Origin of the sequence: Pseudomonas sp. PDM10 (genome assembly GCF_014852295.1) — a bacterium.
GTDB lineage: Bacteria > Pseudomonadota > Gammaproteobacteria > Pseudomonadales > Pseudomonadaceae > Aquipseudomonas.
In genome coordinates this window covers 126,748-141,887 of record NZ_JACVBJ010000004.1, presented here as the reverse complement: position 1 = coordinate 141,887, position 15,140 = coordinate 126,748, and the positions used below count along the sequence as shown (strand labels likewise).

At 58.7% G+C, this 15,140-nt stretch carries 13 protein-coding genes; 2 read left to right on the top strand and 11 right to left on the bottom strand.

Annotation, left to right across the window (positions count from 1 at the left end; all coding sequences use genetic code 11):
• Nucleotides 1–5: 5 nt before the first annotated feature.
• Nucleotides 6–1,364: a glutamine synthetase family protein gene (locus IB252_RS15200; RefSeq protein WP_111451642.1), complete on the bottom strand. Its 1,359-nt coding sequence runs from the start codon at nt 1,362–1,364 to the stop codon at nt 6–8.
• A gap of 161 nt (nt 1,365–1,525) precedes the next feature.
• Here IB252_RS15200 and IB252_RS15195 point away from each other — a divergent pair, with 161 nt between their 5' ends.
• Entirely contained in the window at nt 1,526–2,449 is a 924-nt protein-coding gene (locus IB252_RS15195) for a helix-turn-helix domain-containing protein (protein ID WP_192409384.1), read from the top strand.
• A 12-nt stretch (nt 2,450–2,461) separates the two neighbouring features.
• On the opposite strand, the gene IB252_RS15190 is transcribed toward IB252_RS15195, so the two are convergent.
• The 7 genes from IB252_RS15190 to IB252_RS15160 form a co-directional block, all read right to left on the bottom strand.
• Nucleotides 2,462–3,382 carry a MurR/RpiR family transcriptional regulator gene (locus IB252_RS15190; RefSeq protein ID WP_111451644.1) on the bottom strand — a complete coding sequence of 307 codons (921 nt, stop codon included), beginning with the start codon at nt 3,380–3,382 and terminating at the stop codon, nt 2,462–2,464.
• 294 nt (nt 3,383–3,676) lie between these two features.
• Nucleotides 3,677–4,441 carry an ABC transporter ATP-binding protein gene (locus IB252_RS15185; RefSeq protein WP_111451645.1) on the bottom strand — a complete coding sequence of 255 codons (765 nt, stop codon included), beginning with the start codon at nt 4,439–4,441 and terminating at the stop codon, nt 3,677–3,679.
• A gap of 18 nt (nt 4,442–4,459) precedes the next feature.
• Nucleotides 4,460–5,572 (bottom strand): succinylglutamate desuccinylase/aspartoacylase family protein, encoded by a 1,113-nt coding sequence (locus tag IB252_RS15180; protein WP_192409383.1) that lies wholly within the window; start codon nt 5,570–5,572, stop codon nt 4,460–4,462.
• Between the two features lie 9 nt (nt 5,573–5,581).
• On the bottom strand, nt 5,582–6,280 hold the full coding sequence (locus tag IB252_RS15175) for an ABC transporter permease (RefSeq protein ID WP_111451647.1): 699 nt from the start codon (nt 6,278–6,280) through the stop codon (nt 5,582–5,584).
• Nucleotides 6,281–6,294: 14 nt separating this feature from the next.
• Nucleotides 6,295–6,984 carry an ABC transporter permease gene (locus IB252_RS15170; protein ID WP_192409382.1) on the bottom strand — a complete coding sequence of 230 codons (690 nt, stop codon included), beginning with the start codon at nt 6,982–6,984 and terminating at the stop codon, nt 6,295–6,297.
• 91 nt (nt 6,985–7,075) lie between these two features.
• Nucleotides 7,076–7,852 carry an ABC transporter substrate-binding protein gene (locus IB252_RS15165; protein WP_192409381.1) on the bottom strand — a complete coding sequence of 259 codons (777 nt, stop codon included), beginning with the start codon at nt 7,850–7,852 and terminating at the stop codon, nt 7,076–7,078.
• A gap of 214 nt (nt 7,853–8,066) precedes the next feature.
• The gene (locus IB252_RS15160) at nt 8,067–10,454 is read right to left on the bottom strand and encodes a DUF3772 domain-containing protein (protein ID WP_192409380.1); all 2,388 of its coding nucleotides are present in this window, start codon (nt 10,452–10,454) and stop codon (nt 8,067–8,069) included.
• A gap of 228 nt (nt 10,455–10,682) precedes the next feature.
• Here IB252_RS15160 and IB252_RS15155 point away from each other — a divergent pair, with 228 nt between their 5' ends.
• Nucleotides 10,683–11,138: a YMGG-like glycine zipper-containing protein gene (locus IB252_RS15155; RefSeq protein ID WP_111451651.1), complete on the top strand. Its 456-nt coding sequence runs from the start codon at nt 10,683–10,685 to the stop codon at nt 11,136–11,138.
• Here IB252_RS15155 and IB252_RS15150 read toward each other — a convergent pair.
• From IB252_RS15150 to IB252_RS15140, 3 genes are read right to left on the bottom strand one after another with little or no spacing between them, the layout of a single operon-like run.
• On the bottom strand, nt 11,123–12,148 hold the full coding sequence (locus tag IB252_RS15150) for a DUF2955 domain-containing protein (protein WP_192409739.1): 1,026 nt from the start codon (nt 12,146–12,148) through the stop codon (nt 11,123–11,125). The genes IB252_RS15155 and IB252_RS15150 overlap by 16 nt on opposite strands.
• A 4-nt stretch (nt 12,149–12,152) precedes the next feature.
• A complete protein-coding gene (locus IB252_RS15145; RefSeq protein ID WP_192409379.1) occupies nt 12,153–13,292 on the bottom strand; it encodes an HlyD family secretion protein in 1,140 nt (379 codons plus the stop codon).
• Entirely contained in the window at nt 13,289–14,842 is a 1,554-nt protein-coding gene (locus IB252_RS15140; protein ID WP_192409378.1) for an efflux transporter outer membrane subunit, read from the bottom strand. Before IB252_RS15140 ends, IB252_RS15145 begins: the two co-directional genes overlap by 4 nt.
• Nucleotides 14,843–15,140: the final 298 nt, after the last annotated feature.

Genomic DNA, 15,140 nt, shown 5'->3' with positions numbered 1-15,140 from the left:
AGATCTCAGACGCTGAGCAGCAGGAACTCGCGCTCCCACGAGCTGATCACCCGTTTGAAGTTCTCGTGTTCCGCTCGCTTGACCGCCACATAACCGCGAACGAATTTGCTGCCCAGATAACTCGAAACGGTGTCGCATTCTTCCATTTGCGTCAGGGCGTCCTCGATGGTGATCGGCAGGCGCAGATTGCGGCGCTCATAGGCACGACCTTGCACAGCAGCGCTCGGCTCGATGCGCTCGACCATGCCCAGATACCCACACAACAGGCTCGCGGCGATCGCCAGATAAGGGTTGGCATCGGCGCCCGGCAAACGGTTTTCCACGCGCATCGCGTCCGGCGTGGAGGTCGGCACACGCAGGCCAACGGTACGGTTTTCTTCGCCCCATTCGACGTTCACCGGTGCCGACGTGTCTGGCAGGAAGCGGCGGAACGAATTGACGTTGGGTGCGAACATCGGCAGCACTTTGGGGATGTACTTTTGCAGGCCGCCGATGTGGTGCAGGAACAGCTCGCTCATTTTCCCGTCGGCATCGGCAAAAATCGGCTGGCCGGTGGCGATGTCCACCACACTTTGGTGGATATGCATGGCGCTGCCGGGCTCATCGCCAATCGGTTTGGCCATGAAGGTCGCGGTGACGTTGTGCTTGAGCGCCGCTTCACGCAGGGTGCGCTTGAACACGGTGATCTGGTCGGCCAGATCCAGTGCATCGCCATGCCGGAAGTTGATTTCCATCTGCGCCGGGCCGTCTTCGTGGATCAGGGTATCGAGGTCCAGACCCTGAAGTTCACACCAGTCGTACACGTCTTCAAACAGCGGATCGAATTCGTTGGCGGCGTCGATGGAAAACGACTGACGACCACTTTCCGCACGGCCCGAACGACCCAGCGGGGCTTTGAGCGGCAAGTCCGGGTCTTCGCAGCGCTGGGTCAGGTAGAACTCCATTTCCGGCGCGACAATCGGCCGCCAGCCTTTGTCGGTGTACAGCTGCAGGACTTTTTTCAGCACGTTGCGCGGTGACAGCTCGATCGGGTTGCCGAACTTGTCGAAGGTGTCGTGGATCACGATGGCGGTGGGCTCGATGGCCCATGGGATCACGTACACCGCGTCGGAGACGGGCTTGCACACCATGTCGATGTCGGCCGGGTCGAGCAGGTCGTAGTAGATGTCGTCGTCGACAAAGTCCCCGGTTACCGTTTGCAAAAGCACACTTTCCGGCAGGCGCATGCCTCGCTCATGCAGGAACTTGTTGGTGGGTGCAATTTTGCCGCGTGCAATGCCGGTCAAGTCGCTGACCACACACTCGACTTCGGTAATCTTGTGATCTTTCAGCCACGTGAGCAGCTGATCGAAAGGGACATTCATAAAGACCTCGTTATTGGTTTTATTAACGCCGGGGAGGCTGGTTTCATCCACCACACACTTCCCCTGTGGCGCGTTGACGACTATCTTGGGCGAGCCTTGACGTTCCATCTATCCACTTTCAGCAGCACCAAAACGCACCAAACGAGTGCGTAAGGTCACCCATGACAACGTGCAACCCCCTGCAAGTCCAAGCGTTCGACACCGCCGATGTCGCCGAGCAAATCCGCGCCACACCGGGTTGGGTGCAGCATTACCAGCAAATGTCACCAGGGCATTTCGCCGGGCGCGTGCGCTACCTGGACCTGCAAGGTGTGGAGATTTACGAGGAACAGATGAACACCCGGGTCGAGCAGAATTTCAGCGCGCCCGAAGGTTCGCTGGCGTTCTGTTTCGATCGCAGCGACAACGCGCTGTACGTGTTGAATGGCGAAAGTCGCAACATCTGGATCACCCCGGAGAACTACCAGGAAATTGCCGTGGTGTTCGGTCCGGCGTTCGTGCAGCGTCACGGATTGAACGTGGACAGGCTCGAAGGCCTGTTCATGGCGCCGCTGAACTCGGGGCAGAATGCATTGTTCAGTCGCTGGCTCAGCGGGACGCTGACCCGACTGGCGCAGACCCTCGATCCGCCGAGCAAGGAGGCGTTGACTCAGCAGTTGCTCGAAGACTGCCTGTACATCCTCGACAACGCGTGTGTTTGCCTTGATCGCGGAGGGTTACAGCGCCGCGCCGAAGAGCGTGCGGTGATGAAACGCATCGGTGAGTGGGCGGCGGACGCCCCGGAAGACACCCTGAATCTGCTGGAGCTTTCGCAAATTGCCGGGGTTTCACTGCGTCAGTTGCAGCATGCGTTCAAGGCTTATACCGGGATGACCCCGACCCATTGGCTGCGCTTGCGCCGACTCAACGGCGCACGCCGCGAGTTGCTCAGCCGCACAGCGATGGACACCACCGTTGCCGAAGTGGCGATGCACTGGTCGTTCTGGCATTTAGGGCGATTTTCCAGCAGTTATCGCGCGTTGTTCAACGAACTTCCCAGTCAGACGCTCGCCCGCACACCCTGTGGCGCAACAGGTCGCGGGTAAGTCGGGGATACGTCAGCGCGGCTTTGTGGCTTTCGACGATTTGCTGTTACCCGGCATGTGCAGGTAGGCCATCACGCTTTCGGTCAGTTCGGTCGCCAGTTTGACGGCTTCTTTATTGCGCGCCATCACGCCCGCCACCAAGCCTTCGATCAAGGCGAGCACCGCGATGTTGGAACTGGTCAATACCGGATGGTCGGCGGGAGCAAACAGCACGTGTTCGGCAATGCTGGTGAGCGGCGAGGCGGGTGAATCGGTGATTGCCAATACCGTGGCACCCCGTTCATTGGCGAAACGGGCGAGTTGCAGGGTGTCGAGGGAATAGCGCGGCAGGGAGATCGCCAGCAACACATCCTGATCGGTAATCGCGGCCAGACGGTAGGCGGCGTTTTCGTTGCCGCCCTCCATGCTGATCGCGGTGGCGTCGGCGCAGAAGGGCATCAGGGTCGAGGCGGCGAGGCCGGCGAAGTACACGCTGTTGCCAAAACCCAGGATGTAGATTTTGCGCGCCTGGGTCAGGCGGGTCACGAACGCTTCAAAGGTGTCTGCGTGGTTGTTGGTCGCCGCTGTCGCGAGGTTGCTGCTGGCGCTCTGGATTTGCTCATGCAGGCCAAACGCGCCGCCAGGACGATGTGCCAGTTCGTTGCGCAGTTTGTCGACCGGCGACACCATTTGCTGCAATGTCGCGACGAGTTCGGCTTTCATGCCGGTGTAGCCACCCAGGTTCAGGGCCTTGGCCAAGCGGTTGACCGCGGCCGGCGAGGTGGATGTTTCGTGGGCCATTTCCTCGATGGTCAGCGTTGCCGCCCGTAGCGGGTGACGCAGGATAAAGTCCGCCACCTTGCGCAGGGACGGCTGCAAATCGCCAACGATCTCCGCCAGTTTGCGCATAACCGGTGCGGCATAGACCGTGGTGTTGTTCGATGGGGTCGGCATATCCGGCTCAACATTTCCTGAGGGTTGATAAAGCTGGCGGGAGTGTATCCGAAGCCGACCGCTGGTGTGCAACGCTTGCCAAGAGTCGGTAATACCAGTCAGTTAAGCCGTAACGCAGTGTGGCGAGGGGATTCATCCCCGTTCGGCTGCGCAGCAGTCGTGAATTCAGACAACGTGGTACATCAGATAGATCGTGCGTTCAGGTTTCACGACTGCTTCGCAGCCGAACGGGGATGAATCCCCTCGCCACAACGCAGCTGCTACATGGACTGCGTTACGCGCTGGCTGGGCGGATTACTTCAAGCTCCCGGCAAGAAACTGCTGGAGGCGTTCGGATTGCGGGTTGACCAGCACTTCCCGCGGGTCGCCACGTTCTTCGACCTGCCCTTTGTGCAGGAACACCAGTTGATTGGAAACCTCGCGGGCAAAACCCATTTCATGGGTCACGACTACCATGGTGCGGCCTTCGAGAGCGAGGTCCTGCATGACTTTGAGCACTTCGCCGACCAGTTCGGGGTCGAGTGCCGAGGTCGGCTCATCGAACAACATCACTTCCGGCTCCATCGCCAGCGCCCGGGCAATCGCCACACGCTGCTGCTCGCCGCCGGACATATGGGCTGGCCAGGCGTCCATCCGGTGCGCCACGCCGACTTTGTTCAGGTAGTGTTCGGCCTTTTCCCGGGCCTCTTTCTTGCCCATGCCAAGCACATGTACCGGGGCTTCCATGACGTTTTCAAGGGCGCTCATATGCGACCACAGGTTGAAGTGCTGAAACACCATCGACAGCCGTGAACGCATGCGTTGTAGCTGCTTGGGTTCGGCGGCCTTGAGCCCGCCGAGTTTGTTGGTCACCAGTTTCAATTGTTCGCCGTTGAGCACGATGTTGCCGGCGTTGGGCTGCTCCAGCAGGTTGATGCAGCGCAAGAAGGTGCTTTTGCCCGAGCCGCTGGAGCCGATGAGGCTGATCACATCACCGGCCTTCGCTTCCAGGGACACGCCCTTGAGCACGTGGTGGCTGCCATAGCTTTTGTGTAGATCCTGAACTTCTAGTTTGTACATGGTTTTTATTCTCTGGAATCAGTCGCTGAGCAAGCGACCCTGGCGAATAAGACGGGTGCCGGCGACTTTGGCCAGCCACAAACCGGGCTGGGCAAAGCGCAGGCGTTCTCGGGCATAGAGGGTGCCGTCGGTGCTGGCGCGCACGATACTGTGGCGATCGGTCAGCGGATCCAGCACTTCGAACAGCGGATCGCCCACCCTGACCCTGGCACCCAGCGGTTGCAGAAAACTCACCACCCCCGGGTGCGGCGCATAGGCGTACTGTGCGCCGGCGAATGGCGTCGCTTCACAACAGGTCGGTGGCGCTGCTGGCCAGTCACCGCTGATCAGGCCTTGTTCGGCGAGATAGCCAAGAATGGCCTCGGCGCTATCGACACATTGTTCGCGTTCGGTGTCGGCCATGCCACGCAACTCAATGGTGGTGGCCACGCAGGCCAGCGGAACATTGGCTTCAGGAAACAGCTCAGCCAAGCGCAACCAAGGGATCGCACAGGCCTCATCGAAGGCGCTGCCGCCCGCACCCTCGGCCAGCAGCGCGGCGCCGGCACCGAGTCGAGCGGCCAACGAACGCAATCGCGGCCAATTTTGCGGCATGGCGTAAAGCAGAATGATCGACTCGAAATCGCAGTGCAGGTCCAGCACTACATCGGCGTCACAGGCATGTTGCAGCAACAGGCGGCGCAAGCCATCGAGTTCCGACATCGGTGGTGGCATGTCGGCGAGGACATCGGCCATGGCCCGACGGATCTGTGCAGTGTTGACGTCGGCATTGTCGCCCAGGTGGTCTTTCACCAGCGCCGCGACGGCTTCGGTCAGCTCCGGGAAGTCCCGATTGAAATTCTTTCCGCTGGAAAACTCGAAGCGCCCCTGATGGGTCGCCTGGAACATCTGGGCGATACCAATCGGATTGGCCATCGGCACTAACTCGATCACGCCGTTGAGGCGACCTTGTTCTTCCAGCACCCGCAGACGTTGTTTGAGTTCAACGGCCACGCGCATCCCCGGCAACTCGTCGGCGTGCAGGGACGCCTGAATGTAGGCCTTGCGCGGTCCGCTGCCAAAACGAAACAGCGACAGTTTCCGTTCAGTGCCCGAAGCACTCCACGGCAGCAGGTATTCAATGTGCTCCATAACAGCTCCTTAGTGCTTGCGCGGTGCCAGGTACGCCAGCCAGCGACGCTCGGCCAGCTTGAACAGGCGAACCAGAATGAAGGTCAGGGCCAGGTAAATGAGGCCGGCCGTGATGAACGCCTCGAACGGCAGATAGAACCGCGCACTGACCGTACGCGCGGCCCCGGTGATGTCCACCAGGGTGACAATCGATGCCAGGCTGGTGGTTTGCAGCATCATCAGCACTTCGTTGCTGTACTGCGGCAACGCCCGGCGCAAGGCCGAGGGCAGCAGAATGCGGCGGTACAGGGTCAAGCGCGACATGCCCATGGCCTTGGCGGCTTCGATCTCACCGTGGGCCGTGGCCTTCAAACTGCCAGCCAGCAGTTCCGCGCTATAGGCACTGGTGTTGATCGCAAAGGCCAGGCAGGCACAAAAGGTTGCGCTGGACAGGTACGGCCAGAGCGCGCTTTCACGTACCGCTGCGAACTGCGCCAGGCCGTAATAGATCAGGAACAATTGCACCAGCATCGGCGTGCCGCGAATCACGTAGGTGTAGAGCCAGGCCGGGACGTTGATCAGGGGCGATCGGGACACCCGCATCAAAGCCAACGGAATCGCCAGCACCAGGCCGAAGGCCAGGGAAATCAGCAGGACTTTGAGGGTCAACAAGGCGCCATTGAAATACAGCGGCAGGTTTTCCCAGATCAGGTTGTAGTCGAGAATCATGGGGTTGCTCCCAATCACAATTCGGCGGCTTTGATGCCGACCGAGTAGTGTTTTTCCAGGTAACGCAGCACCAGCAATGACACGCTGGTCAGCATCAGATAAAGCGCCGCCACCGCGAGGAAAAACGTAAACGGCTCATGGGTGGCGTCCGCTGCGTTCTTGGCTTTGAACATCATGTCCTGCAAGCCGATCACCGAAATCAGCGCGGTGGATTTGGTCAGCACGAGCCAGTTGTTGGTGAACCCCGGGATGGCGAACCGAATCATCTGCGGCACCAGAATCCGCCAGAACACCTGGCCACCACTCATGCCATACGCCACAGCGGCCTCGGCCTGACCTTTAGGAATCGCCATGAACGCGCCGCGAAAGGTTTCCGAGAGATAGGCGCCAAAAATGAAGCCCATGGTGCAGACGCCGGCGATAAAGGGGTTGATGTCGATGTAGTGGGTGTAACCGAGCGCCAGGGCGATGCGGTTCACCAGATCCTGGCCGCCGTAGAAGATCAGCAGGATCAACACCAGGTCAGGAATACCGCGAATCAGGGTGGTGTACCCTTCGCCCAGCATCGCCAGCCATTTGAGCGGCGACAATCGAAAGGCCGCGCCGATCAGACCCAAGGCAATCGCCATGCTCATGGAGGTCAAGGCCAGGTTAATGGTCAGCCAGGCGCCATCGAGAATGCTCGATCCGTAGCCGTGAAGCATGATGAAAGTCCTCAAACGAGCGCCAAAAGGCGCGCGAGACAAGCCCAAAAGCGCCCGCAAGAGGCCGGCGCCACAGGGTTACAGGTAAGGCTTATTCGCCGTAGATATCGAACGCGAAGTACTTGGCCATCACTTGCTGGTACTTGCCGTTGGCGCGGATGGCGTCGATCGCTGTACTCAGGCGTGCGACGTTCACGCTGTCGCCTTTACGCACCGCAATCCCGGCGCCTCGGCCGAAATATTTCGGGTCGCTGATGTCCGGTCCCACCAGCGCGAAGCCTTTGCCTGCCGGCGTTTTGATAAAGCTCTCATCGGTGTTGACGATGTCGGCGAGCGTCGCGTCCAGTCGACCCGACGCCAGATCGAGGAAGGCTTCATTTTGTGAGCCGTAGCGCACCACTTCGACCCCGGCTTTTTCAAGCTGCTCGGTGGCAAAACGGTCGTAGGTCGATGAGCGTTGCACCCCGACTTTTTTGCCCTTGAGATCAACCTGCGGGTCGTTGATCACGTTGCCGGCCTTCATCGCGAACTTGCCCGGCGTGTGGTAGTACTTTTTGCTGAAGTCGACCGACTTCATACGGTCTTCAGTGATCGACATCGACGACAGCACGGCATCGATCTTGCGCACTTTCAGCGATGGGATCATGCCGTCGAATTCCTGGATGACCCACTCGCATTTGACCTTCATTTCTTCGCACAGGGCATTGCCGATGTCGTAATCGAAACCACTGACGTTGCCCTCCGGCGTCTTGAAAGAGAAGGGTGGGTAGGCGGCTTCGATACCGATGCGCAGGCTGTCTTCGTCGGCGTGTGCCAGCAAGCTTGCGGCGCACAGTGCCAGAGCACCTAGAAGTTCTGTCTTGTTCATATTGTTGACTCCTTGGAGGGGCGTTGGGGTGGTACAGGCCATCCGATCTGGCGCGGTGGATCAGTCCTGATGATTTTGTGTGGCTATAAATGACATGTATTATTTCATAATGCAATACGGTGAAAATAAACGTATCACTCCGAGGCGCACAAATTCACAACGCTCTCGTGTGATCACGAGCACATTCAGGCGCCAGGCAGACTATTGATGGGTATCACGCAGGAGGAACAGGCTTGGCTAATTCAATGCCGGCCGCACCCAATCGCTTCAGGATTTCAAAGAGCAGATCGCTCTTGGTCGTACTGACAATCCTTGGGCTGCTGACATAGCCGGTGATGGTCAATGTGATGCCTTCAGGGCTCAGATTGCTGAATCGAACAACGGGGGAGGGTTTGTCGAGGATGGTTTCATGTTCGCAATAGGTGGTGTACAGCAGGGTTTTGACTTGCTCGGGGTCAATATCCAGAGGGAACACCAGTTCGAGTGTGGCCACCCCTTGGGCGCTGCCGCCCATGGTTATATTGCGCAGGTTCTGGGAAATAAGCTGCGAGTTGGGCACGATCACGATCGAGCGATCACTGAGCTGTATCTCCGTGGCCCTGACATTGATTCGCCGGATATCGCCTTCGACCCCACTGATGCTGATCAGGTCGCCGACCTTGACCGGACGCTCGGTGAGCAGGATTAACCCGGATACGAAGTTCTTGACGATCTCCTGCAAACCGAAGCCGATCCCCACTGACAACGCACTGACGATCCAGGCCAGATTGGTCCATTTGACGCCCAATGAAGACAACGCCATCAGAATGACCAGTACGTACCCGATATTACTGAACAGGGTGCTCAGCGACGCTCCCATGCCGGGGTCCATGTCGGTTTTCGGCAGGAACTCGTTATCCAGCCATCTGCGCAGCGATCGAATCAGATAAATACCGATCAACAACGCGAGGACCGCATTCAACAGATTGCCCGGAATGATGTTCAGCTTGCGCAAGCCATCGCCGCCGAGGATCGCTGAAACCCTGTCAGTCAGTTGGCCAAAGGTCGCTCCAATCCCCCCCACAATCGTTGTAATCACGGCAATGAGCAGTAATGCCGCTCTGCCAATACCCGCCACAACAACCTCGATTTGTTCAAGCCGAACGTCGCCGATGCCCAGCAGCTGTTTGATCGCCTTGCCGCTTGGTTGTTTTGGCGAAAACAGGTAATCACACAAGTCTCTGAACAACTGCATCAGCAAATAGAAGCTGGCAATAACGATATAGAGCCAGACAACTTCGTAAGTGATGAACCGGGCCAGGGAGATGTAACCGACCAGCAGGCCAAAAATCGAGATCAACACGGCGATACTGAGGCCGGTATAAATGACCCCCGCCAGCGTAGTACCTGACTCGGGGTGTTCCCCGGCAATGACCATCGCTCGGCGGGTTCTACTGACGCGTAGCAATAGCGCACCAATAATCAGGATGACGACGAGTGACACCACGCCCCGGCTGAAAAGTACCATTTGCGTACTCATACCCGTCGCATTGGTGACTTGTATCAGCGAGATGAGTATCAGCATTGATCCGGCCAGCAGCGCCGGAAAAGGGTTTATTGCAAGTGCTACTTCATCGGCGATGCCAGGTAACCGCCATGAGGGATTGCGTTTAGACAACAGGGCCCGACTCAGACCGATAATCAGGGCGCAGGCGTAAGCGACTTTCTCGACATCGTCGAAGTAACCTTGCAGGGGCTGCGGCAATGGTTGAAGACGGCTAGCCGCTGCGGAGATGAGCCCTATTGCACAACCTGCGCTCAACATCGTGGCAACTACCGTCGCTATCGCCAATGAACTTCTGCGCAGGCGACCTTCGGGTACTCGATGGATACAGATCCATGTCAAACCATGTTCAGCCAGTCGTCGCCCCAGCGTCCAGAAGGCCAGGGCCAATAATAACAACGTGACGGTCGCGGTACGCCGGCCGGGTTGCCAGACGGACTGGATGACATTGTTGGACTGGTCGATCAAAAACCTCAGACGGCTTTTATCCTCCTCCAGTGGAGAAAACACCGGCAACCAGAACCGGGGGTTGAGGACGCTGGCGGTGCGCTGGGCCAGTTCGGTTTCCAGTTGGGTACGCCGAATGCTGGCAATCTGAGTGATGAGGTTAGCAGCACCTTCTTTGATGGCCTGCAGTATGTTGAGATCGTTATCCACCTTGTCTTTTTGTGCGCTGAGATAGGACCTCTGTTTCACCAGATCGGACTTTTCCATGGCAACGCTGGTGGCGGATGACGTCCCGAGCACACTGAGTTGTGCTTGCAATTGCGCTTGCTCGGGAAGTAACACCGCCGCCAACTTGTCCACATCACTGAAGAGCAACTGTACGTTGTCCTGAAAGCCTATCAACTGGGTGTAGTTACTGGTCAGTGACACCTGCTGTTTAAGGTTGTCCAGCCTCAATTGCAGTGCTTCCAGATCGCTTTTTGACACGGTAGAGGTGGCGCTGGCCTCACCGTTTCTAGACGTGTTGGGTAGTTCATCCGCCGACAGCTCGCCGATGTTCGCCCCCATCAGCGCGAACACAACGAATAAGAGTAATTTCAATGCAGGACGCATAGGCATGCCTCCAGCGGCTGTAGCCATTCAGGTTAGGTCATGGCGTGTGCAGGCGCGAAAAATAGTTCTGCGAGGCGGGCCACGAATAGGGAAGGGGGGTGGTTGAGAAGGGGTGATCTACAATCTTTTATGCTGAACCACGCTCAGGATCACGAGGTGTGACGTATTGAGCGATCTGTCTACCGACCCAGTGTGCTTGCAAAGTGCCGGGCCCTGTCGGAGGTCATCATGAAAAGGCTGTCATTCATTAGCCTGTGCATCGCACTGTCGGTTTCCTGGACCCAGGGATGGGCCGAAACGGTCGTGCCGATGAAAGGGCAGAGTTCGCAACAAACCCAGGCGGACATCACCGATTGCCATAACATCGCGGCCAGTCAGAGCACCTCGACTGCACCGCCTCCTTCCGGTGGAAGATTGAAGGGGGCCGCCGCGGGCGCTGCCGCAGGGGCTGCGGGGGCGCAGGTGCGGGGACGTCAACATGACGAGTTTTATGATCAGGTCGATGAAGACCGCAAGCAGGACTATCGTCAGAATCGCGCCAAGGAAACCGCCGCAGCAGGCGCGGTCGTCGGAGGTTCGCGTCAGCGTCAGGAACGCCGGGCGCAAGAGAAAACCAGTGCGGCGACCAGTTCAACGGCCTATACCAGTTGCCTGCAAGGGAAGGGGTATCAGGTTAATCCTTGAGCGTTTTCCTGCCGTTGTTCGAGCAGATGAACCATCAGGCAGGCATACAACGTCACGAGGATGAACAAACCCATGCGGATGGCGAACGCTGTGTAAACGTCCTTGCCTGCTGCGCTGTCCTGTACCGACTGACCCAACAGGATGATCAGCGTGATCAGGGTATTGAGCCAAAACCCCGGGGTAAACCGCGTCGGGCTCAGGGCATATAGCTTGCGCGCCAGCACCAGGCCGAACAGCAACATCCACAGAAAGAACATCCACAGATGCACAAACAGACTGAGGGCGCTCCAGAAGAGGATCGCCAACAGGCCTGCGAGCAAGGTCGAGCCGAGCAGTTCGCGACCGGCGATGCGGGCGTTTGTCGTGGAGCTTTGCTGACCCAGGCTGACGGCCTTCAAGATGATCGGCAAGTAACCGGCAGGGTCGATCAACGCCAGCAGGAATGCCGGTAATACGATCAAGGTTGCACGCAGCGCAATCCGACTGACTTCTTCTGCCGGCAAAGGTGGGGCAGGCGGCGGAGAAGGGGCGTTGGGTGGATCCGGGAATAACCCATGACTGAACGCAACGACGACAACGGCGAGCAGCAAACCCTTGACCAGTGCGTCGATGACCATCGCCGCCAGATCGAATTCGGCGATACCGGCCGAGGAAATCATGGTCAGGCCAATCACCAGGAAGGTCATGATCAAGGTGTTGCCGCCGCGTAGGCCAAAGCGGAAGGCCAGGAACAAACCGACGCTGATCAATAGCACGCCGCTGATGGGGTAATAACGCAGGACCGGGATCAATAGTAGGCCGATGCCGGTGGTCAACAGGGCGGCCAGTGCGAGAACCAGTCCGGCCTTGAACGGCAGCGGGCGATTGACCGAAGCCAGCAACAGCAGGCAAAGCACCGGCGCAAGAAAGGGAATCGGCAAGCCCAGGCCGAAACTGGCGGTGAGGCACAATGCTGTACCGGTGGCCAGGCGCAGTGCGCGTTGATCCCGCGGCGTGCGCCGAGTAGACATGCCTTTAATAGGCATAGCTCAACCAGCTCATGAACCCCACAAACACGCGGCCGAGCGGGTTCAGCGGATTGCCCTCGGAGGGGAAGACCATGACTTCGGCCTGCCCGCCGGCACGAATCGCCCGACTGTCACGCAACGTGTTCAATGAGTCTGGCGAAAACTCGATAATGACCGGGAAACGCTGGGCCGGACGCAACCAGTCGCGGCTGTTCTGCACGCTGGGCAAGGTGCCAGGCGCGGGTGTCTGCCCCACGCTGACACCGTAACCAACGCTGCGCACGCGCCCCTCGAAGACCTCGCCCGGCAGAGCATCCAGAACAATCGACACCGGTGTGTCGAGCTTCACCAGACCGAGGTTGTTCTCGGTCATGTCCGCACTGATCCAGACATCATGAATGGCGATCAGGGTCATGACCGGGCTACCGGCAGCGGCGAATTGCCCGGCGTCAGTACGCAGATCCGTAATCAGTCCGGCCGAACGAGCACGGATCTGCGTGTTGGACAGATCCAGTTCAGCTTTGGACAACGCCGTGGCGGCACTGCGCAGCAAAGCGTTGTCTTCCTCGCTGCCACCTTCCTGCTCTCGCGCGCGCTGCACTTCGGCGCGGGCAGCGGCCACTTGGCTGACCGCCTGTTCGCGGTTGGCGCGAGACACTTCGAGCAGTCGTACGGAAATGGTGCCTGGGTCTTCGCGATACAACCCCTCAAGACGCTGATTGTCCTGACGCGCCTTGAGTTCATTGGCCTGGGCTGCGCGCAGATTGGCTTGGGCCGATGCGATCCCGGCGGTGCTTGCGCCGATCTGTCGGCGGGTCGATTCAAGGTCGGCGCGCGCACGGTCGACGGCAATCTGGTACGGCTGAGGGTCCACCTCGAAAAGAATTTCGCCGGCCTTGACGTCCTGGTTATTGCGCACGTTCACCCGCGTCACGCGGCCTGCCACTTCCGAGGCAACCGGAATCACAAAGGCACCCACCCGGGCCTGTTGTGTATAGGGTGTGAAACGATCCGCCAACAGGTACCAGGTCAGGCTCAGGAGGATCAGTAACAGGACCCATTTGATGCCTTTTTTCGCCGGGTCGGCAGTCGGCGCCGGTGCTTGGGCGACTGGGGGCGCGGACGAGGAAGGGGCGGTTTCACTCATTGGTCTTTTACCTTGTAAGACATTGGAATGGCAGGCTGTGCAGTGGCGGGTTCTTTCAGCAGATCGCCCCAGTCGGTGCGTTTTTCCATCTGTTGGCGGGTGGTCGGAGCAACCCTCGGCTGGGCGCTGTACCAGCCACCGCCCATGGCCCTGTACAAGGCAATGACATTACTGACGGCATTGCTGCGGGCGACCAGGTAATTGTCCTGTTGTTCGAGCAAGGCACGTTGCGCATCCAGGACCCGCTGGAAGTCCGAATAACCTTCGCGATATTGCACGCTGGCCAGCACCAGCGAACGCTTGGCCGCCACTCCGGCCTCACGCAGGATGCGTTCGCGCTCCAGGGATTTGATCAGGCCATAGGCCGCATCGTCTGCCTCGCGTGCTGCCTGGCGAACCTTGTCGCGGTAAGCCTCGATCAGTTGCTGCAACCGCGTATCCTGCACGCGCACGTTGTTGCTGATCCGGCCGTGATCGAACAGATTCCAGCGCAGACTGGGGCCGCCAATTAAATCCAGATTCCGGGGTGTGCCACTGAGCGTGTCGGTTGACCAGACGATGCTGCCCAGCAAGGTCAGCGACGGATAGAAGTCGCTCTCGGCCACGCCAATCAGCGCTGACTGGGCGGCGACGTTAAGCTCGGCGGCGCGCACGTCGGGCCGACGCAGGAGCAGGTTGGCCGGTACATCTTGCAACACGGCACGATCGACCAGCGGGATCAATCCTTCGTACTCGACCAGTTGTGGCAGTGCGCCGGGCGGCTGGCCAATCAGCACCGCCAACGCATTGCGGGTTCGTTGCAACTGGTCTTCGAAATTGGGGATGGTGCTCAACGTGCCCAGGTACTGGGTTCTGGCTTGTTGCAGGTCGAGTTCGGCAGTCTGGCCACTGTTGAAGAGCTTTTCGGTGATCTCGAAGTTGCGTTTTTGCTGTTTGGCGTTTTCCCGGGCGACACGCAAACGAGCTTCGGTGGTGCGCAGCGAAAAATAAGTATCGGCCACTTGCGCACGCAGCAGTACGAGTACGTCTTCATAGTTGGCTTGGGCGGCGAAGTAGCTGGCATCGGACGACTCGATGGCGCGACTGAAGCGGCCCCAGAAGTCCAACTCCCAACCTACGTCGAACCCCGCGCTGTGTTGCCAGAAATGGCTGTCTTGCGGGTTGGCCCCTCCGGATTGCCTGCGGTTGAAGTAAAGGCTGTCGACGCTGGCTTGCTGCAGTTGCGGGTAAAGACCACTTTGAGCAATGCCGAGTTGGGCACGGGCTTCCATGACGCGCAGGCCGGCGATTTTGAGACTGGAGTTGCCTGCATCCGACTGGGCAATCAAATGATTGAGGATCGGATCGGCAAAGACTTGCCACCACTGACGAATGTCCGGGTTCAGGCTCCGCTGGCTGGATTGCTCAAGGGCAGGGGTGTTCCAGTGTTTGACCCATTCTTCGCCGGGTGGCTGGAAGTCCGGCCCAAGTCGTACGCAGCCACTGAGGCCGAGTACGCCGAGCAGCACGAGCCGGCCTGGCCACTTCAGCAGGGTTGTACCTGGATGCATTACGCATGTCCCGACCAACAAAGTTCACTGGAGCATAGCCGTCCAAATGGGCACATGACTGGTACGCTTTTTAAGCGCCATCAAATCTATTTTTCTGGGAGAAAGTGCGCGCCTTGTTTATTCGCACGGCTAGGGTCGCAAACACACGTGCAGTGTGAACAACAATAGCGGGCGAGGGTAGTGAGTACTCGTATGCTCACTCTCTATTAGCTAGCTCTACTAAATAGCTCTTTAGCATAGTTATTATTAATTGTTTTCATAATCATAATAGAGATAGCGCATTAACGGCTCGCTATTT

Bases quoted from the DNA above. Each gene is read 5' to 3' on its own strand.
- IB252_RS15200 (WP_111451642.1), bottom strand. From the start codon at position 1,364: ATGAATGTCCCTTTCGATCAGCTGCTCACGTGGCTGAAAGATCACAAG.
- IB252_RS15195 (WP_192409384.1), top strand. From the start codon at position 1,526: ATGACAACGTGCAACCCCCTGCAAGTCCAAGCGTTCGACACCGCCGAT.
- IB252_RS15190 (WP_111451644.1), bottom strand. From the start codon at position 3,382: ATGCCGACCCCATCGAACAACACCACGGTCTATGCCGCACCGGTTATG.
- IB252_RS15185 (WP_111451645.1), bottom strand. From the start codon at position 4,441: ATGTACAAACTAGAAGTTCAGGATCTACACAAAAGCTATGGCAGCCAC.
- IB252_RS15180 (WP_192409383.1), bottom strand. From the start codon at position 5,572: ATGGAGCACATTGAATACCTGCTGCCGTGGAGTGCTTCGGGCACTGAA.
- IB252_RS15175 (WP_111451647.1), bottom strand. From the start codon at position 6,280: ATGATTCTCGACTACAACCTGATCTGGGAAAACCTGCCGCTGTATTTC.
- IB252_RS15170 (WP_192409382.1), bottom strand. From the start codon at position 6,984: ATGCTTCACGGCTACGGATCGAGCATTCTCGATGGCGCCTGGCTGACC.
- IB252_RS15165 (WP_192409381.1), bottom strand. From the start codon at position 7,852: ATGAACAAGACAGAACTTCTAGGTGCTCTGGCACTGTGCGCCGCAAGC.
- IB252_RS15160 (WP_192409380.1), bottom strand. From the start codon at position 10,454: ATGCGTCCTGCATTGAAATTACTCTTATTCGTTGTGTTCGCGCTGATG.
- IB252_RS15155 (WP_111451651.1), top strand. From the start codon at position 10,683: ATGAAAAGGCTGTCATTCATTAGCCTGTGCATCGCACTGTCGGTTTCC.
- IB252_RS15150 (WP_192409739.1), bottom strand. From the start codon at position 12,148: ATGTCTACTCGGCGCACGCCGCGGGATCAACGCGCACTGCGCCTGGCC.
- IB252_RS15145 (WP_192409379.1), bottom strand. From the start codon at position 13,292: ATGAGTGAAACCGCCCCTTCCTCGTCCGCGCCCCCAGTCGCCCAAGCA.
- IB252_RS15140 (WP_192409378.1), bottom strand. From the start codon at position 14,842: ATGCATCCAGGTACAACCCTGCTGAAGTGGCCAGGCCGGCTCGTGCTG.